At 74.6% G+C, this 25,915-nt stretch carries 22 protein-coding genes; 8 read left to right on the top strand and 14 right to left on the bottom strand.

Going from position 1 to position 25,915, the window contains the following annotated elements:
* Window positions 1–289 precede the first annotated feature (289 nt).
* Together ACIA8L_RS42835 and ACIA8L_RS42830 are read left to right on the top strand one after the other, a co-directional pair.
* On the top strand, window positions 290–3,340 hold the full coding sequence (locus ACIA8L_RS42835; protein ID WP_395913851.1) for an MXAN_6230/SCO0854 family RING domain-containing protein: 3,051 nt from the start codon (window positions 290–292) through the stop codon (window positions 3,338–3,340).
* Between the two features lie 7 nt (window positions 3,341–3,347).
* A complete protein-coding gene (locus tag ACIA8L_RS42830; protein WP_395913849.1) occupies window positions 3,348–3,896 on the top strand; it encodes a hypothetical protein in 549 nt (182 codons plus the stop codon).
* Between the two features lie 36 nt (window positions 3,897–3,932).
* On the opposite strand, the gene ACIA8L_RS42825 is transcribed toward ACIA8L_RS42830, so the two are convergent.
* Window positions 3,933–4,898 (bottom strand): hypothetical protein, encoded by a 966-nt coding sequence (locus ACIA8L_RS42825; RefSeq protein ID WP_395913848.1) that lies wholly within the window; start codon window positions 4,896–4,898, stop codon window positions 3,933–3,935.
* 187 nt (window positions 4,899–5,085) lie between these two features.
* Between ACIA8L_RS42825 and ACIA8L_RS42820 the strand changes: the two genes are divergently transcribed.
* The gene (locus tag ACIA8L_RS42820) at window positions 5,086–5,541 is read left to right on the top strand and encodes a hypothetical protein (protein WP_395913846.1); all 456 of its coding nucleotides are present in this window, start codon (window positions 5,086–5,088) and stop codon (window positions 5,539–5,541) included.
* Here ACIA8L_RS42820 and ACIA8L_RS42815 read toward each other — a convergent pair.
* Together ACIA8L_RS42815 and ACIA8L_RS42810 are read right to left on the bottom strand one after the other, a co-directional pair.
* The gene (locus ACIA8L_RS42815; RefSeq protein WP_395913845.1) at window positions 5,538–6,410 is read right to left on the bottom strand and encodes an HAAS signaling domain-containing protein; all 873 of its coding nucleotides are present in this window, start codon (window positions 6,408–6,410) and stop codon (window positions 5,538–5,540) included. The genes ACIA8L_RS42820 and ACIA8L_RS42815 overlap by 4 nt on opposite strands.
* Window positions 6,407–6,745, bottom strand: a complete 339-nt coding sequence (locus ACIA8L_RS42810; RefSeq protein ID WP_395913843.1) for a PadR family transcriptional regulator — start codon at window positions 6,743–6,745, stop codon at window positions 6,407–6,409. The genes ACIA8L_RS42815 and ACIA8L_RS42810 overlap by 4 nt, the downstream gene beginning before the upstream one ends.
* 81 nt (window positions 6,746–6,826) lie before the next feature.
* On the opposite strand from ACIA8L_RS42810, the gene ACIA8L_RS42805 reads away from it, so the two are divergent.
* Window positions 6,827–7,309: a GNAT family N-acetyltransferase gene (locus ACIA8L_RS42805; protein ID WP_395913842.1), complete on the top strand. Its 483-nt coding sequence runs from the start codon at window positions 6,827–6,829 to the stop codon at window positions 7,307–7,309.
* Here ACIA8L_RS42805 and crcB read toward each other — a convergent pair.
* The 10 genes from crcB to ACIA8L_RS42755 all read right to left on the bottom strand — a co-directional run bounded on the left by crcB (window position 7,290) and on the right by ACIA8L_RS42755 (window position 21,456).
* Entirely contained in the window at window positions 7,290–7,646 is a 357-nt protein-coding gene (gene crcB, locus ACIA8L_RS42800; protein ID WP_395913840.1) for a fluoride efflux transporter CrcB, read from the bottom strand. The genes ACIA8L_RS42805 and crcB overlap by 20 nt on opposite strands.
* Complete coding sequence (locus tag ACIA8L_RS42795; protein ID WP_395913838.1) at window positions 7,643–8,089, bottom strand: fluoride efflux transporter FluC; 447 nt, start codon at window positions 8,087–8,089, stop codon at window positions 7,643–7,645. Before ACIA8L_RS42795 ends, crcB begins: the two co-directional genes overlap by 4 nt.
* A 38-nt stretch (window positions 8,090–8,127) precedes the next feature.
* Complete coding sequence (locus ACIA8L_RS42790; protein ID WP_395913836.1) at window positions 8,128–9,078, bottom strand: hypothetical protein; 951 nt, start codon at window positions 9,076–9,078, stop codon at window positions 8,128–8,130.
* A 92-nt stretch (window positions 9,079–9,170) separates the two neighbouring features.
* Window positions 9,171–10,658 carry a hypothetical protein gene (locus ACIA8L_RS42785; RefSeq protein ID WP_395913834.1) on the bottom strand — a complete coding sequence of 496 codons (1,488 nt, stop codon included), beginning with the start codon at window positions 10,656–10,658 and terminating at the stop codon, window positions 9,171–9,173.
* Complete coding sequence (locus ACIA8L_RS42780; RefSeq protein ID WP_395913832.1) at window positions 10,651–10,971, bottom strand: DUF6403 family protein; 321 nt, start codon at window positions 10,969–10,971, stop codon at window positions 10,651–10,653. The genes ACIA8L_RS42785 and ACIA8L_RS42780 overlap by 8 nt, the downstream gene beginning before the upstream one ends.
* Window positions 10,972–11,018: 47 nt before the next feature.
* Window positions 11,019–12,134 (bottom strand): magnesium transporter CorA family protein, encoded by a 1,116-nt coding sequence (locus tag ACIA8L_RS42775; protein ID WP_395913830.1) that lies wholly within the window; start codon window positions 12,132–12,134, stop codon window positions 11,019–11,021.
* 49 nt (window positions 12,135–12,183) lie between these two features.
* On the bottom strand, window positions 12,184–15,549 hold the full coding sequence (locus ACIA8L_RS42770; protein ID WP_395913828.1) for a protein kinase: 3,366 nt from the start codon (window positions 15,547–15,549) through the stop codon (window positions 12,184–12,186).
* The gene (locus ACIA8L_RS42765; protein WP_395913827.1) at window positions 15,546–19,670 is read right to left on the bottom strand and encodes a protein kinase; all 4,125 of its coding nucleotides are present in this window, start codon (window positions 19,668–19,670) and stop codon (window positions 15,546–15,548) included. Before ACIA8L_RS42765 ends, ACIA8L_RS42770 begins: the two co-directional genes overlap by 4 nt.
* The gene (locus tag ACIA8L_RS42760) at window positions 19,667–20,995 is read right to left on the bottom strand and encodes a protein kinase (RefSeq protein ID WP_395913825.1); all 1,329 of its coding nucleotides are present in this window, start codon (window positions 20,993–20,995) and stop codon (window positions 19,667–19,669) included. The genes ACIA8L_RS42765 and ACIA8L_RS42760 overlap by 4 nt, the downstream gene beginning before the upstream one ends.
* 23 nt (window positions 20,996–21,018) lie before the next feature.
* Complete coding sequence (locus tag ACIA8L_RS42755; RefSeq protein ID WP_395913823.1) at window positions 21,019–21,456, bottom strand: hypothetical protein; 438 nt, start codon at window positions 21,454–21,456, stop codon at window positions 21,019–21,021.
* Between the two features lie 186 nt (window positions 21,457–21,642).
* Here ACIA8L_RS42755 and ACIA8L_RS42750 point away from each other — a divergent pair, with 186 nt between their 5' ends.
* Window positions 21,643–22,359, top strand: a complete 717-nt coding sequence (locus ACIA8L_RS42750) for a VOC family protein (protein WP_395913821.1) — start codon at window positions 21,643–21,645, stop codon at window positions 22,357–22,359.
* Between the two features lie 75 nt (window positions 22,360–22,434).
* Here the strand turns inward: ACIA8L_RS42750 and ACIA8L_RS42745 are convergent, their stop codons facing one another.
* Window positions 22,435–22,746: an STAS domain-containing protein gene (locus tag ACIA8L_RS42745; protein ID WP_395913819.1), complete on the bottom strand. Its 312-nt coding sequence runs from the start codon at window positions 22,744–22,746 to the stop codon at window positions 22,435–22,437.
* Between the two features lie 256 nt (window positions 22,747–23,002).
* Here ACIA8L_RS42745 and ACIA8L_RS42740 point away from each other — a divergent pair, with 256 nt between their 5' ends.
* From ACIA8L_RS42740 to ACIA8L_RS42730, 3 genes are all read left to right on the top strand, one after another.
* A complete protein-coding gene (locus ACIA8L_RS42740; protein WP_395913817.1) occupies window positions 23,003–23,947 on the top strand; it encodes a helix-turn-helix transcriptional regulator in 945 nt (314 codons plus the stop codon).
* 71 nt (window positions 23,948–24,018) lie between these two features.
* Window positions 24,019–24,963: a helix-turn-helix transcriptional regulator gene (locus tag ACIA8L_RS42735; protein ID WP_395913815.1), complete on the top strand. Its 945-nt coding sequence runs from the start codon at window positions 24,019–24,021 to the stop codon at window positions 24,961–24,963.
* A 75-nt stretch (window positions 24,964–25,038) separates the two neighbouring features.
* Window positions 25,039–25,755 carry an ankyrin repeat domain-containing protein gene (locus tag ACIA8L_RS42730; RefSeq protein ID WP_395913813.1) on the top strand — a complete coding sequence of 239 codons (717 nt, stop codon included), beginning with the start codon at window positions 25,039–25,041 and terminating at the stop codon, window positions 25,753–25,755.
* Window positions 25,756–25,915: the final 160 nt, after the last annotated feature.

Below are 25,915 nucleotides of genomic sequence, written 5' to 3'. Positions count from 1 at the left end.
GCAGGACCGTGTCCAGCTGCGCCGGCGGCGGTGGCGGGACGGGGAGGGCTGCGTGCGGGTTCGGGCGCAGACCAGAAAGCAGGAGGCTGAGGTACCGCCGCCGGACCTCGGTCCCGAGATGTCGTCTCCACGCAATATTCGGGTGCGAACGCGCAGCGGAGGGCCGTACGATCGTGCGGCCGGGGCGGCTCCCAGGTGCGCTTCCTTCTCTCTTTCTCTGAAAAGGATTCCAGCGTTCCGACTTCCCGCCCCGGCCTCACCCCGAAGACACCAGCCGAGGTTGCCGTTCATGGACGCACTCGCCACCGTCCTGCTGCGCCGCGCCGGCGCCGTCCCGCTCCCCCAGCCCGCCACGAGCGCGAACGGACAAAGCACAAACGAGCAAAGCGCGAACGCACACACGACAAACGCGCAGAGCACGAACGCGCACGGCACGGACGTGCAGAGTGCGTACGGGCGAAGCGGTGACGGGGATGCGTGGGTGGAGGCGCTCGAGGCTGACCTCGCCGGCCGGGGGTGGCTGCTCGCGCCCTCGCTGCGGCAGCGGTTCGCCGAGCTCGACCCGGGCACCCGGCTGCGCTGGGCCGACTGGGTCGCCGCCATCGCCGACGAGAGCACCGGCGCCGACCGCGACCACGTGCCGCTGTTCCGCAACTTCCCCGACACGCCCGAGAACCCCCGGCGCCTGTACGTCGAGCGACTGCTCGTGCACCTGTTCCAGCACGAGTCCGCGCCGTGCGTCATCTGCGGCACCGCCCGCCACGTGCGGCCGCTCGACCCGTGCGCGCACGTGGTGTGCACGGCGTGCTTCGACCCGGAGCGGTACACGGCCTGCCCGATCTGCGGGCGGCGCCTCACCGGTGGCGCGGGCACCTATCTGCCTGTGGTCGCACCGGCGGGGGCGGCCGCGCACCAGCCGGCAGTACGACTGCGGCGGTTGTATCTGGAACTCGACCCGGCCGCGTGCGCGACACGGTTGCGCGACGACCTCGTCGCCCGGCCGGCCGCGCTCGGCGCCAGCGACCGCGAGGACCTGGGCACGCTCGTCGCCGCGACCGCGCCCGGGCGGCTGGACTGGCTTCCGGACGTCGTGCCGGCCCGGGAGACCCTCGCCTGCGTGATCGCGTGGGCGTTGCCCGCGGCCGCGCTGGAGCCGTCGTATCCGGATGTGCTCGCCGACGCCGCCCGGCGCTGGGGCACGGCCACCGACGTCGCCCGGGCGCTGTGGGCCTACTCCGGCGGCGACCCCGGCCTCATCGTCCCCCGCCGCACCGCCGAATCGAACGGCCCGAACGAGGGCTGGCGGCCCGTACACGAGCCGCGGGTCACCGTGGCGATCCCCCGCGTCCGCGCCCTGCCGCGGGCCCTGCGCCGGGCCGTCCTCGGCGTCATCGACGGCCTCGACTGCGCGACCGCGGCCGAGGACGTGGCTCGGCACCCCGTCGTGTGGAAGCGGCTCGCCGAGCGCCTCCACCCATTCGAGCACGCGGCGACGCACCCGCGCGCGGCGGTCGTGTTCGCGGCCCTCCGCGGCACCCGCGCCGCGGCCGGCACACCGCTCGGCCGCGCGATGGCCGCCGCCCATCACGGCCGCCCCGACCGCATCCTGCGCACGGAGCACCCGGACGGCACCGTCTCCGTCCGGGCCCGGACGTTCGCCGCCGTCGTGGAGCAGGCCGTGGCGAACGGCGACGCGACCGCCGCCGCCCAGCTGCTCACCGAGCGCCCGGGCGACCTGTGGCGCCGCCTCGACCACCTGCTGCGCCTGGCCGGCGACGACCCCGACGCGCTCAGCCGGGTGCTCGACGCCGCCGCCCGCACCACCCCGCGGGTCTCCCCCGGCGTGCTCGCCGCGGCCGCCGCCGAGCTCACCGGCCGTGACGCCACGGTACCGGCCGTCACCGCAGCCGAGGCCGCCGAGCAAGCCGCCGCCGAGGTGGCCGCCCAAGCCGCCGCAGCAGCGGCTCCCGGAGCCGCGGGCGGGATCGCCGGCCGCGACGCCACAGTGCCAGGCGTCACCGCCGAGCAAGCCGCCGCCGGGATCGCCGGCCAGGTCGCCGCCGTCCCGGCCGAGCAGGTCGGCGGGCTCGGCACCGCGTTGCGGCGCGCCCTCGGCCTGCGCCCCGCACCCGCACCCGCGCCCCCGCGCCGGACCCGCCCGACGCTGCCGGGCCCGGCCCCGGGCACCCCGCGCCGCACGTTCTTCCCCAAGGGTGACGTGGTGCGCACCTGGACCGAGCCGGAGCGCCGCGGCCCGCTGCCCGCGGCCGCCATCGCCCGGATCCGCTCCACTGTGGACGGCGAGCTGGCCGGGCGGGCGGCGGGGCTCGACGGGTTCGACGTGGCCGTCCTCGACGCGAGCCTGGCCCGGGTGCCGGCGCCCGGGCGGGAGCGGGCCGGCTCGGAGCAGCTCGCCGGCTGGCCCCGCGGGAGCGTCCGGCCGCTCGGGGACGCGCCGATCCTGCGGCTGTTCCTGCACTGGGTGGACGCCGGCAAGCACCGGGTCGACCTGGACCTGTCGTGCGCGTTCTACGCCGCGGACTGGACGTCGCGCGGGCACTGCGACTACACGCACCTGCGCTACAAGGGCAACGCGGCCGTCCACTCGGGCGACCTCACGTCGGCGCCGCCGCCGCTCGGGGCGACCGAGTACCTGGACCTGGACCGGGCGGCGCTGCGCGATGCCGGGGTCGCCTGGGCCGTGCCCGTCGTCCTGAGCTACAACGACGTGCCGTTCGAGGCTCTCGACGCCGCGTTCTCGGGCCTGTCGCTGCCGCAGGACAGGCACGAGCCGTTCGCCGCGGCGCGCGTGCTGCAGCGCTTCACCCTGCGCGGCGACGCGAAGGCCCTGGCGCCGTTCGTGCTCGATGTGGACAGTGGCGCGGCGATGTGGGTCGACGCCAGCCTGTCCGCCGGCGGCTACGGGCACAACGTGGGCCAGCGCGGCCCGCGCCTGGGCCGGATGGCGGCCGACCTGTGGGAGCACTTCACCGCCGGCAACCGGCCCACACTGCTCGACCTCGCCGCCTGGCACGCGGCCGGGCGGGCGAAGCGGGTCGTCGTCGTGCACGCCGACGGCACCGGCTCGGAGCTGCCGGCCGGTGCGCCCCACGAGATCGTCGCGGCTGTGCGGGCCGCGGATTGTGGGGGTACCCCCGCCGCAGTCTCTCCGGGAGCCAAGACGTTCGCGTGCGCGGCCGACCCGGACCGGCTCGCGGCGATCGTCGGCGCCGATGTCGCCGAGGGTTCGGCGGCGCTGCTCGTCGACGGCACGGCCCCGGCACCGTGGACCCCGATCACCGCGGCCGACCTCCTGAGCGGCCTGACCCCGTCCGTATGATCGCCGGGTGAGCGGACGTTCGTACATGGTGGCGGCGCGGATCCCGATGCCCCGCGCCGGCTTCGAGGCCTGGCTCGACACGCCGGTCCCGGCCCTGGACGCCATCGCCGGCCGGGACGCGGTGTGGGCGGAGTGGACGCCGGTCGAGGGCACGCCCCGCGAGCGGCTGACGGCCCGGGCCGCGCTGGGCTGGACGCTCGCCCGGCACGTCGACGGCGTGCTGGAGCTGTACCTCTACGACTACCACCACGCCCCGGACGTGACCCAGGCCGAGCTGCTCCTGCTCGCCGCGGCCGGCCGGCGCGCGACCGCCGGGTCCGCGGTCATGTACTGGGGCGGCAACGTGTACCCGGACCTACCCCTCGGCGGTGACGAGCCGATCGCGGTCCTGCTCGTCGGCCCGGACGGGGCCCGCTTCACCGACCGCTACCGGCTCGCCGAGCTGCTCGAGCAGCTGCGCCCGGCCGAGTCCGCGTTCCTGGCCGCGCTCGGCCCCGACGGCGAGTCCTGGGACGCCGACGGCCTGATCGACGCGGCCCTGCAGCCGGCCGGCTGACCGGGCGCAGGCGACCGCGAAGGCGAGCATGGGCCACTATCCGGCGTTGCGGGCCGCGAGCGCGTGGAAGAGCCGCTTCGGCTCCCAGTGCCCGTCGTCGTAGCAGCGGACCACGCCGTAGGAGGCCAGGTCGAGGTCGCGGGCCGGGTCGTCGCGGTGCGGGAGGGCGGGCGCGGCAAAGGTGAACACGAAGGCCCCGGCCGCCCCTTCGGCGTCGAGGATGTCGAGCAGGTCGATGACCTCCCGGGCCTGGAGCTCCTCGTCGCGGACGAAGGTTCCGGTAAGACGGTCGTGCTCCGGGTCGGCGATGGCCCACCCCATGCCACCCTTGTCCTCGGCCCCGCGGTAGGCGCAGCAGCCGACCTCGGTGGCGTAGACCGGTTTGCCGTGCTGGAGGTGCCGCCGGAACCGCTCGCCGTAGTCGGTGCGGTTGCGCTTCCCGCGATAGGTGTCGACGCACACGACGTCGAACGGGCTCCAGTCGACCCGCTCGACGGGTGCGGAGGCGTAGGACACCCGCCCGTCGAACACGGCCCGGACCTCGTTCGCGGCCTGGTGCAGGAACGCGTTGAGGGGCCTGTTGTGCGTGCCCATGAGCCGCAGTTTCAGCATCTGCGCCGGCCGCAGCCGCTCGAACAGGGTGTCGCCCTTGAGGATGCCCTTCATGAAGATGCTGAGCTCGCCGCCGGCCAGGAACACCACCCGCTCGCGGCCGAGGTCCTGCGCGGCGGCGGCGCAGTCGCGCAGGTGGGCGAGGGTCTTTTCGGCGTCGGCGTCGTGCGACTGCGGCGCGAGCCACACCTCCAGGCCCAGGTTGAGCGCGATCGCGGCGGCGTCGATGAGCCGGGACCGCTCGGTGCCGGAGATCCGCACCGCGTCGCAGTGCAGCTCGTCCCGGATGACGCCGAGGTCCCGCCGAACCTCTTCGATCAGGAACACCGGCCGCGAGAGAAACGGCCCGGTCTGCGTACCGACGTCGTAGTTGATGCCCCGAATCCCCATGCCGTCAACCTTAGTTGACACCGATATGCGCGTCAACCCAGGTTGACACTGGTGGGGCTGGCCGGTGTACGCACCGGGCCGGCCCGGATGGTTCCGGCCCGGTTGACACCAGGTAGGGCTGGCCGGTGTCCGCACTGGGCCGGTGCCCGGATGGTTCCGGACCGCGCGCCGCCGGAGCATTACCAGCATGGAGAACATCGAGCGCATCCCGGTCCCGGTCCGCCGCGCACGCACGATGTGGGCGGTCGCGATCGGTGCCGGCATCTTCGAGACAGTGCTGGTCGTGGCGGGCGGCCGGGCCGGGGACGGTGCGGTGGCCGGGGTCGCGGTGCGGGTGGCCGTGTTCGCCGCGGCCGCGTTCGCCGTGGCGCGGATGGCGGCCGGGCGGCCGTGGGCCCGGATCGCGCTCGCCGTGGGACTCGGCGTGGTCGGCCTGCTGTCGCTGGTCGTCGATCCGCTGCTGTGGCTGGCCGATGGCGGGTCGCCGGTGGCGGTGATCCGTGAGTCGGGGCCCGTCGATCTGCTCTTCGGGGCCAGCCGGGTCGTCCACGTGGCGGCCGTCCTCGCCGCCTGCGTCCTCATGTTCCGGCCGGCCGCCAACCGCTACTTCAAGGCCCGGCGGCCGGTCGTCGGCGTGCGTTAGCTCAGGGCGCGGGCGACGCTCATCCGGCGGGCCTGCACGGCCAGACCGATCAGGCTGCCCAGGATGATGAGCGCGCCCCAGTCCTTCGCCGCGCGATCGGTCGTGGCGGCCGTGAAGACCGGGCCGGAGCCGATCACCCACGTCATGACGGCGCAGATGAGCAGGCCGTGCACCAGGCCCACGGCCGGCAGGTGGCCCCGCCAGCGGCCCAGCACGGCCAGCACCACCTCGAACGCGATGCCGGACACGATCAGCACCAGCAGGATCGGGCCGCGCAGCCGCAGGAACTCCGGATCGTAGGCGAGCGCGTCGTAGGCCACCTGCGCCGCGCGGCCGCCGGTCACGAAGCGCAGCGCGCCGGGCGGGTCCAGCAGCACGACAGTACCCATAAGATAGAAGACGACGGCGGCCAGGCGACCGATGCGGTTCACCCGGTCGGTCGGCACCGGGCGCGGGCGCCAGCGGGCCGGATGGTGGCGGCGATACCAGGCCCGGGCCGCGAAGCCGGCGAACAACAGGCCCAGGAATCCGAACACCACGGGCCAGGCCTGGTCCACCGCGGCCGGCACGTCGCGCTCCGGCTCGGCCAGCTCGCCGAGGATCGCGCCGAACTGGATGAGCGCGGTGCCGCCGACCGCGAGGGTGAGGAAGCGGCGGGTGTCGACGGGGTCGATGAGGGCGACCGGGGTGGCGTAGCGGGCCGCGACCTCGGCCGGGTGGCCGAAGCGGCGCAGCAGTTCGGGGACGTCGTCGGCGCCGTCGGCCTCCTCCGCGAGCAGGGCCCGCAGCTCCGTGGCGACGTCGTGGCGCTGACGGCGGGGCAGGAGCACGACGACGTCGGCAACATATCGGTCGATGAGTTCGGTCATGACGGGCCTCCCAGGAGTTGCTCCATCGCATCGTTGAGCCCGCGCCAGGAGCCGGTCAGCCGGTCGTACAGCCGGTGCCCCTCGGCGCTGAGCCGGTAATACCGCCGCGGCTTGCCCTCCGCGGTCTGCCACTCGCTGCTCAGCACGCCCTGCGTCTCGAGCCGGCGCAGGAGCGGGTAGAGCGTGCCCTCCTCGATCGACAGGCCCCGCTCGATCAGGGACTGCCGCAGCTCGTAGCCGTAGCGCAGTTCCCGCAGCTGGGAGAGGACACCCAGGACGACGACCCCGCGCCGCAGCTCCTGCTCGAGCTTGTCGTACACGTCGCCGTTTACCATGTGCCACACAGTACCATGCGGCGCACAGCACGCGAATATCGTGTTGCCGACTCGGGGCCACGGTTCGTAGCGTCTCGGCTCATGACCATTGCTGTGCGGCGACTCGGGCTCGACGACTGGCTACTGTGGCGCGACGTCCGGCTGGCCGCGTTGGCCGACGCGCCCGAGGCCTTCGGCTCCTCACTGGCGAAAGAGCAGGCCTACACCGAGGCCGACTGGCGGGCGTCGATGCACCCGGCCCGCGGGCTCAAGGCGGCCGCCACCACGCCGGACGGCACCGCCGGAGTCATCGGCGTCTGGATTCCAGACAACCGCGATCCTGAGGTGTACTCCATGTGGGTGCACCCGCACAGTCGCGGCACGGGCCTGGGCGACCGCCTCATCGCCGAAGCCGTCGCCTGGGCCCGCGAGCAGCAGCTCAAAACCCTCGAACTCTGGGTCGTGGACGGCAACCCGGCCGCCGACAAGCTCTACACGCGCAACGGCTTCGAACGCACCGGCGAGACCCAGCCCCACCCCAGCGCCCCCGGCCGGAGCGAGTACCTCATGCGGAAAGTGCTGTAGCCAGCAGGATCCCGACCGCGGCCGCGCCCAGGCCGGCGACGACCGAGGCGACGACGTTCATCACCGCGTAGAACCGGGCTCCGCTCCGGGCGAGCTGGAGGGTCTCGTAGCTGAACGTGGAGTATGTCGTCAGGGCCCCGCAGAAGCCGGTGCCGAGCAGGGTGCTCCAAAGGTGCGGCAGGCCGGTGACCAGGCCCAGCACGAACGATCCGACGATGTTCACGGTCAGCGTGCCCCACGGGAACGCCGAGTCGTGCCGGGACTGCACGAAGCGGTCGGTCAGGTATCGCAGCGGCGCCCCGACGGCCGCGCCGAGCGCGATGAGCAGCAGGGTCACCGCCGCCCCCGCACGATCCGGTGGGTCAGCGCGCTGCCGGCCCACACGGCGAGCAGCGCGCCGACGGCGGTGACCGCGAGGTAGGCCAGGGCCGTCAACGGCGCCCCGGCCGCCGCGGTCTGATGGATGTCGACGGCGTAGGTGGAGAAGGTGGTGTATCCGCCGAGGACGCCGACCCCGGCGAACGGGCGCAGCAGCCGGCGCTCGGTGGCGACCTCGGTCACGATGACCATCAGCACGCCGATGAGGAAGCAGCCGGTGACGTTGATGACGAGCGTCGACCACGGGAAGCCGCCGCGGGTGTGCGGCCAGGCCTGTGCGACGCCGTAGCGGGCGAGCGCGCCGCACACGCCGCCGGCGGCGATGGCCAGCAGGACGGGTGCGGGGTGCCGGCGCAGCTCGGCCCGCTGCGCCGGGACGTGGAGGTCGACATCCGGATCCATCCCGCCGACCGTAGCTCAGCCCGGTGTCGCGCGGCACTTCAGGTGGCGCCGGGTCGCCGCCCTGGTTCAGGCGATGCCTGCAGCTGGCTCCCCAGGCGCTGGGCCCGCTCGGTGAAGCGGCCGTAGTCCGGCTCGCCACGGCGGTCGGCGGCCGCGATCTCCTCCATCAGCTTCACGTAGTCGGCGGCGACCTTGCGGTGGCGCTTGGCTTTGACGTCGGCGTCGATGATGCGCTGGGCGACGGCGGCCATGGCGGCGCTGAGGACCGTGCGGCTGTCCGTCGCCTGGTCCCGCTGCTCGCGGCGGCTCGCGGCGCGGCGACCGGCGCGGCGGGCCCCGAAGTACAGTCCGGCCGAGCCGGCCAGGACGGCCAGGATCGCGGCCGCCGCGACGAGGTAGCGCGGCAGTGACGGGCTGATCGTGCGCGCGTCCGCCGGCACCAGGTCGGCCTTGGCGAGCCGGTCGTAGTTGACGGCGATCACCTTGACCGCGTCGATCGGCCGGTCCGCGAACGGGTCCACGCCGTCGCCGATCGTCGTCTCGGCCACGAACGCGTCGCCGAAGTGCTCGTCGTCGTGGCCGGGGAGCCGGGAGCAGCCGTACGTGTCGAAGCCCTCGGCCTTGCGGCTCATGACGAGCACCAGGGTCCCGGCCGCGGCCCGGCCCACGTCGCCGCACGCGTCGCGCAGGTCGGCGCCCTCGCGCAGCAGGACGACGACCAGGCGCCGGTTGCCGACGACCCGCTCGGCCGCGGCGACGTCGAGGCCGGTGCCGGGGTCCGCGTACACCGAGTGTGTGCGCACCTGCCGCGCGATCCGCCCGTCGAACGCGCCGCCCGCCCACACCGCCCAGCCGGCGAGCACGAGGCAGCCGATCACAGCCAGCCCGAACGGCGTGCGCAGCGAGGCCAGGAGCCGTCGCCCGCCCGGGGCCTTGTTCGCGGCCGGGGTCTTCTTCCCGCCAGCGGTCTTTCTCCCGTCAGGGGTCATGTTCCTGCCAGCGGTCTTTTTCACGCCAGGGGTCTTCCGCACGCCAGGGGTTTTCCGCACGCCAGGGGCCTTCTTCACGCCCGGTGTCTTGTTCATGTCAGGGACCGGCTCACGTACTCGGCCGGCCGGTATCCAGGCACGCCGACGCTCCGCCCGACGCGGTCGAGGTCGGTCTCGGCCTCGTCGAGCAGGCGGTGGACGTGCCCGTCCGGCAGTGCGTCGGCGAGCGCGGTGCGGGCCGCGCCGAGGCGGGTGACGGCGCGCACCAGATCGGGGTCGGTCTTGGCGGTGGTGAGCCCGGACACCTCGACGGCCAGGGCACTCAGCGCGGCCAGCCGGGCCGGAGCGGCCGTGAGCCACCCGGTGCGCGCCGCCGAACCGAGCTGCGCCGAACCGAGCCACGCCGGGCCAGGCCGCACCCAACCGGGCCGCGCCGGGCCGGCCGCACGAATGGACAACAGCAGAAACCCGATGACGCACGCGGCGAACAACCACGGCAGCACGGGCAGCGAAACGCGCAGCGGGTCGAACGGCTGATACGGCAGCGGACGGTCGAACAGGCCCGAGTAGCGCACATCGGTGACCCAGCCGAGGTACGCCCGGAGCACGTTCGCGCGCGGATACGCATACGTGCTCAGCCGGTCGTCGAAGCGTGCGAAGAACCCGGCCGCGGCGATGTCGGCGAACTCGGCCGCGTGCGGCCCGTGGTACTCGATCCAGCTGCCGACCATGAGCACGATCGGCCGGCCCGGGAACGCCCGCTCCAGGGCCGGCCCGTAGTCGGGCGCGGCCGTGTCGCGGGGCTGCGCGGGCACCGCGACGACGAGCGCGTCGTCCGTCCCGAACGCGTTACGCAGCGCGTCGCCGATGTCGAACGCGTCACGCGGCGCTTCGCCGGACGCGTCACCGGACGCGTCACGCGGCGCGTCACCGGACGGGCCGACACCGTACTGGTCACCGTCGCGCAGGGCGGCGATGATCGGCTCGAGCTCGGCCGCCGTCGGTTCGCGCCAGGGCGTGTCACCGGCCGGCGCCGAGTGCTCGGTGATGAGCGCGACGAGCTGCCCGGTGATGTCGTTGCGCGCGAACTGGGCCCGCCAGTCCTCGAGCATGGTCCCGCCGGCCGCGTAGATGCCCCCGGACACGCTCGTGCCGATAACACGCACGGTCGCGTTGTCCACGTCGCGCACCCGCGTCTGCTCGTCCTTGTCCAACCCGGGCGGCGCGACCAGAATCCGCACATCCCGGCCGGCGATCGCGGCGTTCACCTTGTCCGCGTCCCACTGCGCGACCGCGCCCGGGAGCCGCACCACGGACGCCTGGCTCACCATCCGCCGCATCTCCTCGACGGACGGCACGGTCGCGTCGGACAGCTCACCGGCCGAGCCCTCGGCGATGGTCGCGGTCGGCGGCGCGTCCCCGTAGGTCACGTCGGCGCTCTGCCGCTGCGCCACCAGAAACCCGCCGACACTGATCACGGCCACGGCCAGCAGCACCCACCGCACGACCCCGCCGCGCGCCTCCAGCCACTGCACGACGCCCGCCCCGGGCACGCTTCGCAGCAAGCCCCGCTCAGCCACCGTAGGCCTCCCGCCGGAGCCGATCGGCCGCCGCCCGCCACAGCCGGTCGGCCGCCCGCGCGCACCGGGCCGCCTCCCGCGCCGCGGCCGCCCCGCCCCGGCCGGCCGCGATGGCCTCGGCCTTCGTGAGCAGCTCCTCGGCCTCAGGAACGGGCGTGCGGGCCGCGTCCCGGCCGACGACCGCGACGCCGATCGCGGCCCGGGCCTCCGACCACGCGACCGCGCGCTCGTGCGCGGCCGCCCGCGCCCGCGGCACGTACGCCGCGGCGAACCCGGCACCGGCGATGACCACCGCCCCGATCAGCCAGAACACACTCTTGATGATCCACGATCACGGCAAGTCGCGCCCGTCGAGCGGGGTCACAGCCAGCGGTTGCGGCGCAGGTACCAGTACAGCAGCGCGCCCAGGCCGAGCATGATCGCGCAGCTGGCGATGAAGCCGCTGACGTGGCCGAACCCCGGGTACGGGATGTTCTGGCCGTAGAAGCCGGTCACCGCGGTCGGCACGGCGATGATCGCGGCCCACGCGGCCAGCCGCTTCGTGATCTCGTTGAGCTCGGCCGCCTGCTCGTTGAGCTGGGTGTCGGCGATCCGGTCGACCCGGTCGCGGGCGGCGTCGACGGACTCGACGGTGCGCAGCGCGTGGTCGTAGACGTCCTGGTAGTACGGCGTGAGGATGTCGTCGCGGAGGTGACTGTCGGCCCGGTTGAGCCGGCTGACCACCTCCTGCATCGGTGCGACCACTCTGCGCAGCGCGGCCAGGCTGGCGCCGAGCTCGTAGGCCCGCCGCCGCACGTCGACGGCGGTCTGCGCCTCGAACAGGTGCGTCTGCAGCTCGTCGACGGCGTCGTCGAGCTGCTCCACGGCGTGGTAGTGCCCGTCGACGACGACGTCGATGAGCCCGTACACGAGCGCGCTGACCTGGTTGCCGGCGTCGACCAGGTCGGCGTTGAGGTCCCACCGGGCGATGAGCGTGTCGATGTCGAACTCGTCCTTGCGCACCGTGACCAGGGCCCGCGGCGTGATGAACACCGCGATCTCCCCGGCCGTGATCGTGACCGCGGCCGCGTCGACGCTGACGGCGTACATGTTGGCGAACAGGTGGGTGCGGTACCGGTCGACCTTGGCCCGCTGATGCGAGGTGATCGCGTCCTCGACCGCGAGCGGGTGCAGCCCGAACTCGTCGACGACGACCTGCAGGTCCCGCTGGTCGGGGTCGTACAGGTCGAGCCACACTACGGCGTCCGGATCCGAGCCGAGCCGCTCGGAGAGCTCCTCGGCCGGGAACCCCTCGTCGATCAGCTCCCCGTGCCGGTAGAGCCGCGTGCGCGTCGGACACTTCGGCGGCACGGCCATGGAGACGCTGGGCGCCGCCGGGCCGGGCGTCTGCGGGTCCCCGGCGGCGGCCGCGGGCTCGGCGACGAGCTCGTCGATCGCGGAGAGCTCCGGCTGCGCATCGGTGGTGTCATGGGACATGGGAACCAGTTTCCCCCGCCCCGCCCCGGCCCATGCGGGATCGCGGCGGCTACTTGAACGGCTCCGGCCGCGGCTCCAGCTCCCAGTCGAGCTCCCAGCTGACCAGCTCACCGGAGCCGAGCCCGGCCACCAGGAACCGGGCGTCCGCGGTGAAGACCACGGCCTGCGCGGCGTGGGTGCCGAGCCCGAACTCGCGGACGCACTCGCCGCTGCGCAGGTCCCAGAGGCGCACGGCGTTGTCGGCGTGCGCGGACGCGGCGAAGCGCCCGTCGGGGCTCCAACCGGCGTCCGCGATCACGGGTCCGCTGTCGGTGAGCACGCGGAGGAGCACGAACCCGTCCGGCCCCCGCTCCCACAGCCGGAGGGCCCCCGCGCCCTCGGCCACCAGCACCCGCCGGTCGCCGGGCCCGATCCGCACGCACGTGACATACCCGTCGCCGGCCAGCGTGCCGATGTGGCCGCGGGCGGCGAGATCCCAGACCTGGGCCGGCTGCAGGTCGGCCCCGATCACGGCGAGCCGCCCGTCGGAGCTGATGTCGAGCGGCTTGCGGAAGCTCTCCCGGCGGGGGTTGAACCGGATCGCGCCGACGCAGGCGGCCGCCGTGAGGTCCCACACGAGCACCTCGGCCCGGGCGGCGGCGGTGAGCGCGGTCCGCCCGTCCCGGGAGACGGCCATCGAGACGGACTCGGGGCTGCCCTCGGGTTCGACGAAGTCGAGGGCGACGGTCTCGCCGCCGGGCCAGCGGCGCACCCGCCCGTCCGGGCCGGCCGCGAGGACCGCGCCGTCCGGCAGCGCCGCGACCGCGTCGACGCCGCCGGCGATCTCGTAGGACGCGAGTGCGCGCGGCGGACGGCGGGCCATATTCAGCACCAGCACGGCGCCGGCGGCGTCGCCGACGACCACGGTCCCGGGCTGCGGCCCGACGGCGAGGCGCAGTGGTGCCGTCCCGGCGGCGGGCATCCGGGGACCCTCCCACACGGTGCGCAGGGCCCCGCGCACGGTCACCTCGCCGAGGCGGCGCCAGGCCGCGAGGAGCCGCTCGTCGCGCTCGTGCCCGGGCAGCCGCCGGGCCTCCCGCAGCAGCCGCAGCGCCTCGGGGGCCTCCGCCTGGGTCGCCGCGGCCAGGAACAGCCACAGGTCCGCCTCGCGGGCCGTCACGTCGGCGTGCGAGTGAGGCCGGCACGGCACGAACGGCGCGAGGTCTCCGGCCGGCACGGTCCACGCGACCGCTCGGTCCCAGGTCACGGCGACCGCCTGCCGGCCCGCGGGGTCCAGCGCGACCAGCAGCGCCTCGCGCAGGGCCGGGACCGGCTCGTGGATCGCCGAGCCGGGCAGTGTGCGCAGCGACCGCCCGCTGCCGGTCCGCCACACGCGCACCGTGCCGTCCGCGGCCGCCGAGACGCCGACCGTGCCGTCGTGGGACAGCGCGAGCGCGCCGACGGCGCCGGGGTGGCCCCTGACCAGGTGTTCGTCGCCGGCCGCGCGGTGGAACACCACGGCGCCGTCGGCCCGGCCGTAGGCCACGGCCCGGCCGTCCCCGCTCACCGCGACGGCGGTCACCTCCGCCGGGCCCGGGGCGAGGACGTGCTCACAGATGCCCGTGGCGGCGTCCCACAGCCCTACGGAACCGTCGGCGTTCGCGGTGACCGCCCGCCGCCCGGTGCGGTCCACCGCGACGAGGCGGGCACGGGCCGGTGCCGGCGGCGGTCCGAGCGGATCGAACAGACGCAGGAACGGGTGGTCGACGCCCGGATCGTCGGAGTCGTCCCGATAGTGGTGGGTGGGCGGGGGCCGCGGCAGCAGCTGCGCCCCCGCCGCGGCGTCCCACACCTGCAGCCCCGGCTCGCCCCCGACGGCCACGACCCGGCCGCCGTCGCCGCTGATGGCGGCGTGGCGCAGGTGGTCCCCGCGGTATCGCAGGACACGCAGCGCGCGGCCCCGGACGGCGTCGAACCCGAGCACGACGATGGCGCCGCCATCGTCCCAGGCGATCCCCGTCCGCGCGTCGTCGCTGAGTGCGCCGCCCCGCGGCCGGCCCGTCAACGCGGCGACGGTCCGCGGGTCGTCGACCGTGAAGGCGTGCCGCACGCCGGTCCTGACGCCCCACCACATGAACCGGTTGCGGTACCCCGGCATCAGCCCGGCCGCGAGCACGTGCGCGCCGTCGCGGCTGATCGCGAGCGGCTCGGCGGGCTCGGCCAGCGCACCGGGGCTGGTCCACGTCCGGTCCGGCGCGACGGCCGCCAACTGCTCGGCGGTGGCGCCCGCGGCCCGGGCGGCGGCGTGGTCGCCGCGCTCCAGGTGCACGTTGACCAGGAGCTCGCGCGGCCCGGAGGCGCCGACCCGGGCGGCGAAGACGTCGTCCGACAGGTTCCCGGCGCGCCATTGCAGAAGCCCGTGGTTGTACTGCGCGTAAGGGTTGCCCGGGTCGGTGCGGACGGCCTCGTGCAGCAGGACCTCCGCCTCGGCGGGGCGGCCGAGGTCGAGCAGCGACAGCGCGTGGTTGACCAGGTGGTCGGCGGGTGGCGTGGCCGGCTGCGGAGCGGTCCGGGGGCAGGGCTCGCCGGTGACGGACTGGTAGGCGGCGATGAGCGCGTCCGCGATCTCGGCCATCGTGCGGATCCGGCGGGCCGGGTCGACCTGCAGGCAGGCGTCCAGCACGTCCGCGACCTCGGGCGGGATCGGCAGGGCGCCGTCGCTCGGGTCGTGGCGGTACCCCCGCAGCGTTTCCGCCGCTCCGGCGCCGGTCATCCACATCGCGCCGCCGGTGTACATGGCCATGACGGCGACGGCGAAGCTCCAGACGTCCGTCTGCCGGGTGATGCGGCCGCCCTCGACCTGCTCCGGGGAGGCGTAGGGCAGCGTGAACGCGCCCCGGGTCACGGTCAGGCCGGCGTCGAGCTCCTCCGGGGTCATGGCCTTGGCCAGGCCGAAGTCGGTGACCTTGGCCGTGCCGTACTCGTCGAGCAGGACATTGGCCGGCTTGACGTCGCGGTGGACGAGGCCGTGGTCGTGGGCGTGCTGCAGGCCCCAGGCCATCTGCACGGCCAGGTCGATGATCCGCGCGTCGAGGTCCTCGCCGCGGTACAGCCGGCCGTCGCGGATGGCGTCGGCGATGCTGCCGCCGGTGCAGTACTCCGCGAAGACATGCGGCACCCCGTCCAGCAGCCGCACGTAGTGACACGCGCACACGTGCGGATGCAGCCCCAGCCCGACCCAGGCCTCGGCCTCCGCGACGAACCGCTCCCGGTCCGCGTCGCCGCGCAGCAGCGCCGCGCGGGGGCGCTTGACGGCGAGGTCGATCTGCCACTGGAGGTGGTGGACGCGGTACACGACGCCCATCCCGCCCTGGTTGTGCACCTGCCGCACCTCGTACAGCCCGGCGACGGTCTCGCCGACCACCCACCCGCTCATACCCCGCCCGCCAGCTCCGCGTACCGCCGCAACGCCGCCGCCCGAAGCTCCTCGATGGCCGCGAGCGCGAACCGCCCCGGTGCGGCCTGACCGAGCTCCGCCGAGCACCGTGACCACAGCCCCTCCGTCGGCACCCGGTCGGTGCCCTCGGGCACGAACTTGGCCGCCTCACTCGCGGCCGCGGCCGCGAGCAGCGCCGCGTCGGCGGTGCCCTCCTCGAGCAGCCGGTCGGCGTGCACGATCCACTGCCCGGCGTCGACGAGGTTGGAGCGCTCCCCGGCCGGCCCGAACCAGTCGTCGATCCCGACGCCGACGTCGACGAGGCCCGACGGTTTCGGGGCGAGGCCGGGCCAGAAGTCGATCGACTCGATGCCGGTCTCCCGCCACCCGGCGAACCAGAACCGCCAGTACTGCTCGCGCCCGCAGACCAGGCACCGGGAGGCGATGCCGTCGATCCGCTCGGTGCCGTCGCGCCGGGCGGTGGTGTGCGGTGCGCCGGCCGCGATGCCGCGGTGCGCGCATTCCGGGCAGGTCTGCAGCTCGATGTACACCCGCGCCTCCCGCTGCGTGCGCGCCTTGAGCTCACCCTTCGAGTTGGGCATCCGGACGGGCGGCGGCGTCTCGGGCGCTTCGGCTCCGACGGTGAACAGCGGCTGTGCCGGGTCGCGACGGGACTCCAGCCGGGTGAAGATGGCCAGCCAGGCGCGTACGGCGGGCGGCTGCACCCAGCCGAACCCGGCTCGGCGCAGGTCGATGAGGAACGCACCGACGTCCGCCTCCGTCCAGTCCGGACCGTGCACGGCGACGAACTCCTCGATGCGCCGCAGCGCGGTGCCGTCCCAGTGGCCCGGCGGCTTGCCCAGCTCCCAGTCCAGCTGATACGCGAGCACATCGCCGGATTCGGCCGCCACGATCAGGGTCTGGCCGTCGGCGGAGAACACGACCTCACCGATCACGTCGGTGCCGGACTCCAGGGTTCGAAGGCACGCACCGCTGCGCAGATCCCACAGTCGGACGGCGTTGGCGGCCCCGACCGACGCGGCGAATCGGCCGTCGGGGCTGAACGCCAGGCCCCGGTCGGCGGAGCCGCCGCGCAGGACCCGCAGGCCCTGCCCGGTCCGCAGGTCCCAGAGCCGGATCGTGCCGTCCCGGTGGCCGCTGAGCGCCTCCCCGCCGCCGGCGGCGATGCGGACCGGGCCGCCGTGCCCAGGCAACGCCCCGATGCGCCGCGGACCGCCCAGGTCCCAGACCTCGACCGTCCAGTCGTCCGCCGACAGCAGGCCCAGCCGACCGTCGGCGGTGATCGCGAGGGCGCGGACGCGGCTCTGACCGGGCGCCCGGACGATCGCGGCGATGCGGCGGCCGGTCGCCAGATCCCACACACAGACCCGGTGGCGGTCGCTGGAGCTGATCGCGGTCCGGCCGTCCGCGGCCACGGCGAACAGGAACGGTCCGCCGGGCGGCGCGGGCTCACCGTCGTCGGCGACCACGTCGCCGCCGGGCCAGCGGCGGACCACGGCATCGGCGGCGGCGAGGATCGTGCCGTCGGCCAGGACCGCGAGGGCCTCGATCGCACTGCCGAAGCCGAACGGCACCGGCCGGACCTCATCGTCGTGGAGACCCCAGACCAGCACGGTGCCGTCCTCGCAACCGCTGACGACGACCGCTCCGGCGGTGGCGAGGCGAAGGGTCCGGCCACGATGCCGGCCCGGTCCCTGGTCCGCGCCGCGCGTTGCCAGCCAGATCGCCCACACCGAACGCAGGCCGGTGCGCACGGAGCCGGCGTGTCGAATCCAGGCGGACAGCAGCCGCCTGTCCCGCTCGTGGCCCGGCAGCGCCCGAGCCTCACGCAGCAGCTCCAGCGCGGCCTCCGGCGGAGCTTCGCCGGCCGCGGCGAGCAGCTGCTCGACCCGGGCCGCGCCGGCCTGCAGGTCGGTGTGCGACCTGGGCCGGGCCAGCACGAACGGGGCGGCGAACCCGGCCGGGACGGCCCGGACATGCGCCCGCCGGCCCGCGGCCGAGGCCACCCACCGGCCCTCGTCGTCAACCGCGATCGCCTGGTCGATCCGGCCGGTGCGGCCCGGTCGAGCGGCCTCGGCGGGACCGGTCAGGGTCCGCAGCGCGCGGCCGGCGGCGAGCCCCCAGATCCGCACGGTGCCGTCCTCGGCCGCGGACACGGCGAGCCCACCGGGTACGCCGGTGCACAGCGCGAGCCGCCGCACCGGCCCGGCGTGGGCGACGACCGGGTGCCAGGCCGACTCGGCGGCGCCGAACGCGACCGTGCCGTCCCCGAAGCCGCAGGCGGCCAGTCGCGCGTCGTCGCTCAGCGCGAGCGCGGTGATGAAGGGCGGCCGCGGTGCCAACGGGTCGACCGGCGCCTGGAACTCCGCGACCGGGTCGTCGCGCCCGGGCCCCCACCGGTACACGGGGCCGATCCGGTCGGCGGCGATGACGTGCCGCCCGTCGGCGGAGACGGCGACGTGCTCGAAGGACACCTCGACGCCCCGGTGGACGGCCCGCAGTGGCGGCCGCTCCGCCCCGCTCCGGGCGTCCCAGAGCCGGACACCCGGGTTGACACCGACCGCCGCGACCGTGCGGCCGTCGCCGCTGACCGCGACCTCGCGCGGCCGCGCCGGCTCCCGCGGGAATAGCTCGTCGTCGTAGAACACGATGGTGTGCACCGCACCCCGGCCGAGGTCGAGGACGCTGATCGCACCGGTCTCGTCCCAGGCCGCCCCGATCCGCCCGTTTCCGCTGACGGCGACGCCCAGCACCGGCGCCCGATGGGCCGTGAAGGTCGCCACCGCGACCCGATCCGCGACGCTCCACCACACCACCGGATGGTCGCCGTCCGCGGCCACGGCGACGAGGACATGGCCGGCGTCCCGGGTGACCGCCAGCGCGCCGGGCCGGCCGCCGAGGTCGTCCAGCAAGACCGTCTCGTCGGGCCGGACCGCGGCCAGCTGCCCGGCGGTCGCGCCCGCGGACCGGGCGGCGGCGTGGTCCCCGCGCTCCAGGTGGACGTTGACGAGGAGTTCGGACGGGGCCTCGGCACCGGCCGCGACCAGCGCCTCGGCGACGTCCTCGGCGTAGTCGTCGTCGCGCAGCCGGCCGTGGCGCCAACTCCACAGCCCGAGGTTGTACGAGACGTACGGGTTGCGTGGGTCGATCCGGAAGGCCTCGTCGAAGGCCTGCTCGGCGTGGTCGTCGAGGCCGAGGTCGAGCCAGGACAGGGCGCGGTTGACGAGGCCGTCGGCCCGCAGATCGGCCGGGGTCGGTTTGCTTCGGGGGTACTGTCCGCCGGTGCACGTTTCGTAGGCGGCGACGAGAGCGGTGGCCAGCTCCGTCATCGTGCTCGTGCGCTCGGTGAGATCATGGCGCAGGCAGGCGTCCAGCACGTCGGCGACCTCGGCCGGGATCGGCTCGGCGGGCTCGGGCGGGTCGTGGCGGTATCCGCGCAGAAATGCTCCGGCGGCGGCGCCGGAATACCAGCTCACGCCGCCGACCAGCAGCTCCAGCACGGTGACGGCGAGGCTCCAGATGTCCGTCTGGGCGGTCAGGCGGCGGCGGTCGGCCTGCTCGGGGGACGCGTAGGCCTCGGTCAGGCCGAGCCTCGTCACGTCGCCGGTCGGGGTGGTCAGGGCGCGGGCCAGGCCGAAGTCGGTGACCTTGGCGGTGCCGTCGGCGTCGAGCAGGATGTTGGCCGGTTTGACGTCCTGGTGCACGAGGCCCTGCGCGTGCGCGTGCTCGAGGCCCCAGGCGGTCTGGATGGCGATGTCGAGGATGCGTGGCACGGGCAGACGCCCGGTGCGGAGGGCGGCGGCGACAGTACCCCCGCTGCAGTATTCCGCAAAAACGTGCGGGACGTCGTCCAGAACGCGCACGTAGTGACAGGCGCAGATGTGCGGGTGCACACCCAGGCCGATCCACGCGTCGGCCTCGGCGATGAACCGGTCCCGGTCGGCCTCGTCGTGCCAGCGGTCGGCGCGGGGGCGCTTGACGGCCAGGTCGATCCGCCAGTCGAGGTGGTGCACGCGGTACACCCGGGCCATGCCGCCGTCGTGCACGTCCCGGACCGCGTAGAGGCCCGCGACGGTCTGGCCGACGGCCCACACGGTCACACGCCTTTGAGCAGCAGGGCGTTGCGGAACTCGGCGGCCGTCGGATAGCCGATCGCCGGCTTGTCACGCAATGCCGTGTCAATGACAAGAGCCAGTTGTCTCGGTACGTCCGGTCGGCGCGACAGCAACGGGACGGCCGCGGTCTCCAGGACGACCTGCCACGGGTCCCGGTCACCGTCGAAGTCGCGCGGATACAGGCCCGTGAGCAGGTGGTACAGGCACGCCGCGAGGGACCACACGTCGACCTCCGGGCCAACATAGCGGTAGTTGATGGCCTGCGGGTAGGACATGAAGAACGGCTTGCCGGCGGCCGTGCCGGTGCGGGTCAGGCCGCTCAGGCCGGCCTGGTCGAACGCCTTGGCCAGGCCGAAGTCGGCCAGCTTCAGGGTGCCGTCGGCGGCCAGCAGGATGTTGTGCGGGGTCAGGTCGCGGTGCACGACGCCCTGCCCGTGCGCGAACTCGAGCCCCGCGAGGGCCTGCAGGATCAGCGGGACGGCCTCGTCGACCGGGACCGGCTGCTTGCGGTAGCGCGCGGCCAGGCTCCCGCCGGCGCAGTACTCGCTGGTGAAGAAGAACACGCCGGCGTAGCTGTCGGCGTCGCGGATGCGGGCGATGTTGGGGTGCTCGAGGGACTGGCTCACCGAGATCTCGCGCATGAACTGGGCGCGGGCGTGCGGGTCGGCGGCGACCTCGGGCAGCATCATCTTCAGCGCGACCAGCTCGCCCGTGCCGAGGTCGCGGGCGAGGTACACCCGGCCCATCCCGCCCTCACCGAGGAGCTTCACGATCTCGTAGCGGCCCGCCCGCCACGATCCGGCGATGTAGTCGCGGGCCAGCTGGTCCGGGTCGCTGCGGCACTCCGCGCACACGTATTCGCCGTCGCGGTCACCGATCTCACCGCCGACATCTGCTCCACAGTGGACACAACGCGGTACCACCTTCGTCTTCTCGGGCCTGGACCGATCGATCCCGACCCGGAACACGGTGTCGCCCAGCCTGATCTCGTCGCCGTCCTTGATGTCGTGCTCGGGGAACGCGCGGGCGGCGGCCTGCTCGACGCTCTCGCCCCGGTCCCGGCGGCCGATCCGGGCCCCGTTGAGGTAGGTGCCGTTGAGGCTGCCGAAGTCGCGGATACGCACGTCGGGCGGGTTGATGTCGAGCAGGCAGTGGTGGCGGGAGACGGTACGGTGATCGTCGTCGTCGGGCAGCTGCGGGTTGCAGTCGCGGGCCCGGCCCAGGAAGGCGGTCGTGCGCTCGTCGAAGCGGAACGAGCGCCCGTCGAGAGGCCCGTGGGTGACGGTGAGAATGACCGACGCGGTTGCCACGCCGCAATTTTGCCCGTTTTTCGCTAGGAATGCTGCCCCGGGCCGGCCGCCAGGACCACCGTCGTCCAGCCGCCGCCGAGGCAGTGGGGGCCGCTGGGCAGGTGGAACAGCAGCTCCTCGCGGGCCTCGGCGTCGTCGGCGAGCAGCTCCTGGGCGTCGGCGACGACGATGCACCGGCGGCTGCCGACGGAGCCCTCGCCGAGCTGGTAGATGAAGGCGTCCCAGTCCTCGGCGGCCGCGTATGGCAGCCGGAGCGCGGCCACGAACTGGGCGATCGTCCCCTCGCGGGTGCGGCCGCCGCGGCCGAGCACGAAGTGGACCTCGGGCGCAATGTCGCGGCCGTCGTCGAGGGCGACGTCGAGCGCATGGACCAGCTCGGTCGCGTCCGCACCGCCGAGCGCGACGGTGACGACCTGGCCGGGCCGGGCGTCGACCTGCTTGGCGATGTCTCCGATCGACATGTGGCTCTCCTGCGGGCCGCGAGGTCAGGACGATGACGCCGCTCAATTATCAACTAAGAAGGATTCGTCATCTGCGCACCGCGGCCCGGCCCCCGATTCTGTCCCGCCGGCCCGGCCGGCCGCGAGCGATTTTTGTCGTACCGCAGGAGCAGAATGCTGGGAGTTGGAGCGAGGGGGGACTTTGTCATGATCGGCAAGTTGGAGATGGTCGTGCTGGACGCGGCCGACATCGGCGGGCTGGCCGCGTTCTACCGGGCCCTGGCGGGCTGGTCGCAGGTCAGCGCCGAGGACGACTGGATCACGCTCGGCACGCCGGACGGCTGGCAGGTCGCGATCCAGGAGGCGCCCGACCACCGGCGGCCGAGCTGGCCGGGCCAGGGGATGCCGCAGCAGGCCCACCTGGACCTGCGGGTGCCCGACCTGGAGGCCGGCACCGCCCGGGCGCTCGAGCTCGGCGCGGCGGTGCTGCGCCGGGGCGAGGCCTGGCACACCCTGGCCGACCCGGCCGGGCACCCGTTCGACCTGTGCCTGGCCCCGGACAACGACGGTGTCACGCTGATGGGCGTCATGCTGGACTGCCCCGACGCCCGCGGGCTCGCACAGTTCTACTCGGAGGTCCTGGGCAAGCCGCTGACCTACGAGGGCGACGGCGTCGCGATGATCGGCGCGGACGGGGCCCAGCCGATCTTGTTCCAGCAGGTCGCCGACTACCACGCGCCGCAGTGGCCGGACCCCGCCCACCCGCAGCAGTTCCACCTGGACATCGAGGTCGACGACCTGGACCGGGGCGAGTCGGCGGTGCTGGCGGCGGGGGCGCGGCGGCAGCCGAGCAACGGCAAGTTCTTCCGGGTCTTCACGGACCCGGCCGGCAAGCCGTTCTGCCTGACGGTCCAGCCGGACTGACCTCGCTCGCGGCCACGCCTGCGATCGCGATCGCGGTCGCGGTCGCGGTCGCGGTCAGCTCTGTCGCGGCCGCGCTCAGCGGTGGGACGTCGTCCGGCCGCACAGGGTGGCGCGGGTGCCGGTGAGCTCCAGGACCCGGGCCGGCAGGCCGGTCGGGTCGCGGACCCGGAAGCGGCACCGGTGGGCGGCGGCCAGCTCCCGGGCGTCGAGGAGGGCCCGCACGATCGCCGGGTGGATCAGGGTCGCGCGGCCGATGTCGACCTCGACGTCGGCGGCGCCACCGGCGATCGCGGTGCGCAGGGCGGCGGCCAGCTGCGGGCGGTTCAGCCGCTCGAGGCGGCCGCCGGCCACGACGAGCACGGAGCGGCCGTCCGCGCGGTTTCGCACGCTGATCCAACCCGGTCGATCGTCGGCCGTCGCCATCGTCGCTCCGCTTCGTTGTCCGACCAGGGGCACGGGCACAGGGGTGTTTCTCAGCCTGGCGGGCCCTCGGGGTGGTCTCTACCGCACGGAGCGAACGATCACCGGGGTCGTTTGGCTCGGAAGCGAAGCTGCGTTTTTGGTACAGGAATGTCACTGAGCGGGTAACGTCCGGGGGATCTGGAGGTGGTCCGTGGAGTCGACCGCAGGTCAAGCGGGATTGATGGAGGTACGCACCCGCGACCGCGACGTGATCGCGGCAGCGTTGAACCACTACGTCACGCACCGGGCCCGGATCACGTTCGGGCAGCCGGCCGACGTGGACCTGACGATGCGGGCCCGGGAGCTCGGCCAGCTCGGCGGGCTGCGGCTGCGCCTCGGCGGCGTCGGCTACGCGGCCGAGTCCGAGCCGGTCGGATACCTGCTGGCCGGCACCGTCGAACACGGCGAGATCGCGGTCCGGATGCGCGGCCGGGACTTCGCGCTCGGCGCCGACGACGGGGTGCTGTTCCCCTACGCCCAGCCGTTCACCGGCGAATACGGCCGCTCCGTCCTGTCCCTGGTGAGCCTGCCGCTGCCCTACGTGGCCGCGATCGCCGAGGCCGAGACCGGGGTGCCGGCGGCCGACGTGCGGTTCGAGGGGGCGCGGCCGGTGTCGGAGGCGATGCGCCGGTTCTGGGCGGGGACGTCCACATTCCTCACCCGCCAGCTCACCGGGCTGCGCACCGACCTGCCGCCGCTGATCGCCGAGCAGCTGCGCCGGGCCGGGGCGACGGCCCTGCTCAGCGTGTTCCCCAACACGACCATGACGGCCGCGCACACCCGCGGCGACGGCCGGGTCGCGCCGGCCGTGGTCCGCCGGGCGGTCGCGTTCATGGACGCCGCCCCCGAGCGGCCGCTCACCGTCGCCGAGATCGCCGCCGCGGCCGGGGTCGGCCCGCGAGGCCTGCAGGTCGCGTTCCGGCGGCACCTCGGCTGCACGCCGATGGAGCACCTGCGCCGGGTCCGGCTCGAGCGGGTCCACCGGGAGCTGCGGGCGGCCGGCCCCGGCGACGGGGTCACGGTCCGCGAGGCGGCGCGGCGCTGGGGCTTCGCCAACCCGGGCCGCTTCGCGGCGGAGTACCGCGCCGCCTACGGCCAGCCCCCGAGCCGCACCCTGCGAGTGTGAGCCGCCGATGCCCCCACCCCCGATCTCCCTGGATCTGCGATGATCACGCCGTCCGAGAACACGGATCCCCCATGACCACGCTGTTCGAGACCACGGATCTCGAGGCCGCCGAGCAGATGCTCACGGCGACCTACTGCGCGATGCGCTTCACCGTCTCCGGCGACCAGCACCGGGCCCGGATCGCCCGGCACACCGTCGGCCCGATCGAGCTGCACCACAACACGTTCACGATGCAGTTCCACATCGACGCCGACCCGATGCGCCGCCTGACCATGGGCCGCGTCCTGGGCGGCTCCTTCTCCTACCGCTCCGGCGCCGAACGGTCCGACAACGAACCCGGCGACATCTTCCTCCTGGCCCGGCCCGACGAGCCCTACCAGTCGATCAACATCGACGTCGACCTGGAGTTCACGGTCATCGACCCGCCGCTGCTGGCCCAGGTCGCCGACGCCGGCCCGGGCCGCACCGCGGCGGGGTTCCACTTCACCGGCTTCCACCCGATCTCGGCCCAGGCCGCCCGCCTCTGGGCCGCCACCTACGACTACGTCCGCGACAACGTGGCCGGCACCCCCGCCGCCGACGAGCCGCTGCTGGCCGGCAACGCCGCCCGCCTGCTCATGGCCACCGCCCTGGCCACGTTCCCCAGCAACGTCACCCGCGACCCGACCATCGAGGACCGCCGCGACGCCCACCCGGTCACCCTGCGCCGGGCCGTGGCCTTCATCGACGCCAACGCCCACCGCGACGTCTGCCCCGGCGACGTGGCCGCCGCCGCCCACGTCACGATCCGCACCCTGCAACTCGCCTTCCGCCGCCACCTCGACACCACCCCGGGCGCCTACCTCCGCCGCGTCCGCCTCGAACACGCCCACCGTGACCTGCTCGACGGCGACCCGGCCGACACCACCGTGGGTGCGGTCGCCGCCCACTGGGGTTTCGCCAGCCACAGCCGCTTCACCGCCCACTACCACGCCGCCTACGGCCAGGCCCCCTCCGAGACCCTCCGCCGCCGCTGACGCACGCGGCACCGACCCCGGGAACGCGGCATCGGTGGTGGTGTCCGGACGGGGTCGGCGGCCTAGAATCGAGGGGTGGGCGGGCTCCTGCTCGACAAGGCGGACCCGACGGCGGTCGCCGTCGTCGGGGCGATCCGGGGCGGCGACGTCGATGCCCTCGGACGCCTGCTCGCCGCGACTCCCGGCCTGGCCACCGCCCGCATCCGCACGGTCCGTGAGGCGCGGACGCTCCTGCATGTCGTCGCCGACTGGCCCGGACACTATCCCAACGGCGCGGCGACGGTGGCCGTGTTGATCGCCGCCGGCGCCGACGTGCACACCCGGTTCTCCGGCGCGCACGCCGAGACGCCGCTGCACTGGGCCGCCAGCAACGACGACGTCGCCGTCCTGGACGCCCTCCTGGACGCCGGCGCCGACATCGAGGCGGACGGGGCGGTCATAGCCGGCGGCACGCCCTTGGACGATGCGACCGCCTTCGCCCAGTGGCGAGCCGCCCACCGCCTGGTGGAACGCGGCGCCCGCACGACCCTCTGGCACGCCGCGACCCTGGGCCTGCACGACCGCCTCGAGGAGTACTACCGCGGCCCCGGCCCCGAAGCCGACCGCGCACTGTGGGGCGCCTGCCACGGCGGCCGCCGCACCGCCGCCGAGTACCTCCTGGAGCGCGGCGCCGACGTCAACTGGCTCCCGCCGTGGGAGCGCCTCACGCCGCTCGACGCCGCCGTCCGCTCCGGCGCCACCGACCTCGCCGCCTGGCTCCGAGCCCGCGGCGCCCGCTCCGCCGCCGCCTGACCGGCGTGGTCGGGGGCGCTCGGTGGCGCGGCCCGGATCGGCGCGAGCAGCGCGTCGGCGTTGGCTGGCATCCGGGCGAGACGAAACCGGCGTGGTCGGGGGCGCTCGGTAGCGCGGCCCGGATCGGCGCGAGCAGCGCGTCGGCGTTGGCTGGCATCCG

The sequence above is a fragment of the Dactylosporangium sp. NPDC051541 genome (assembly GCF_044454505.1).
Classification (GTDB): domain Bacteria; phylum Actinomycetota; class Actinomycetes; order Mycobacteriales; family Micromonosporaceae; genus Dactylosporangium.
This window is presented reverse-complemented; position numbering and strand designations above follow the sequence as displayed.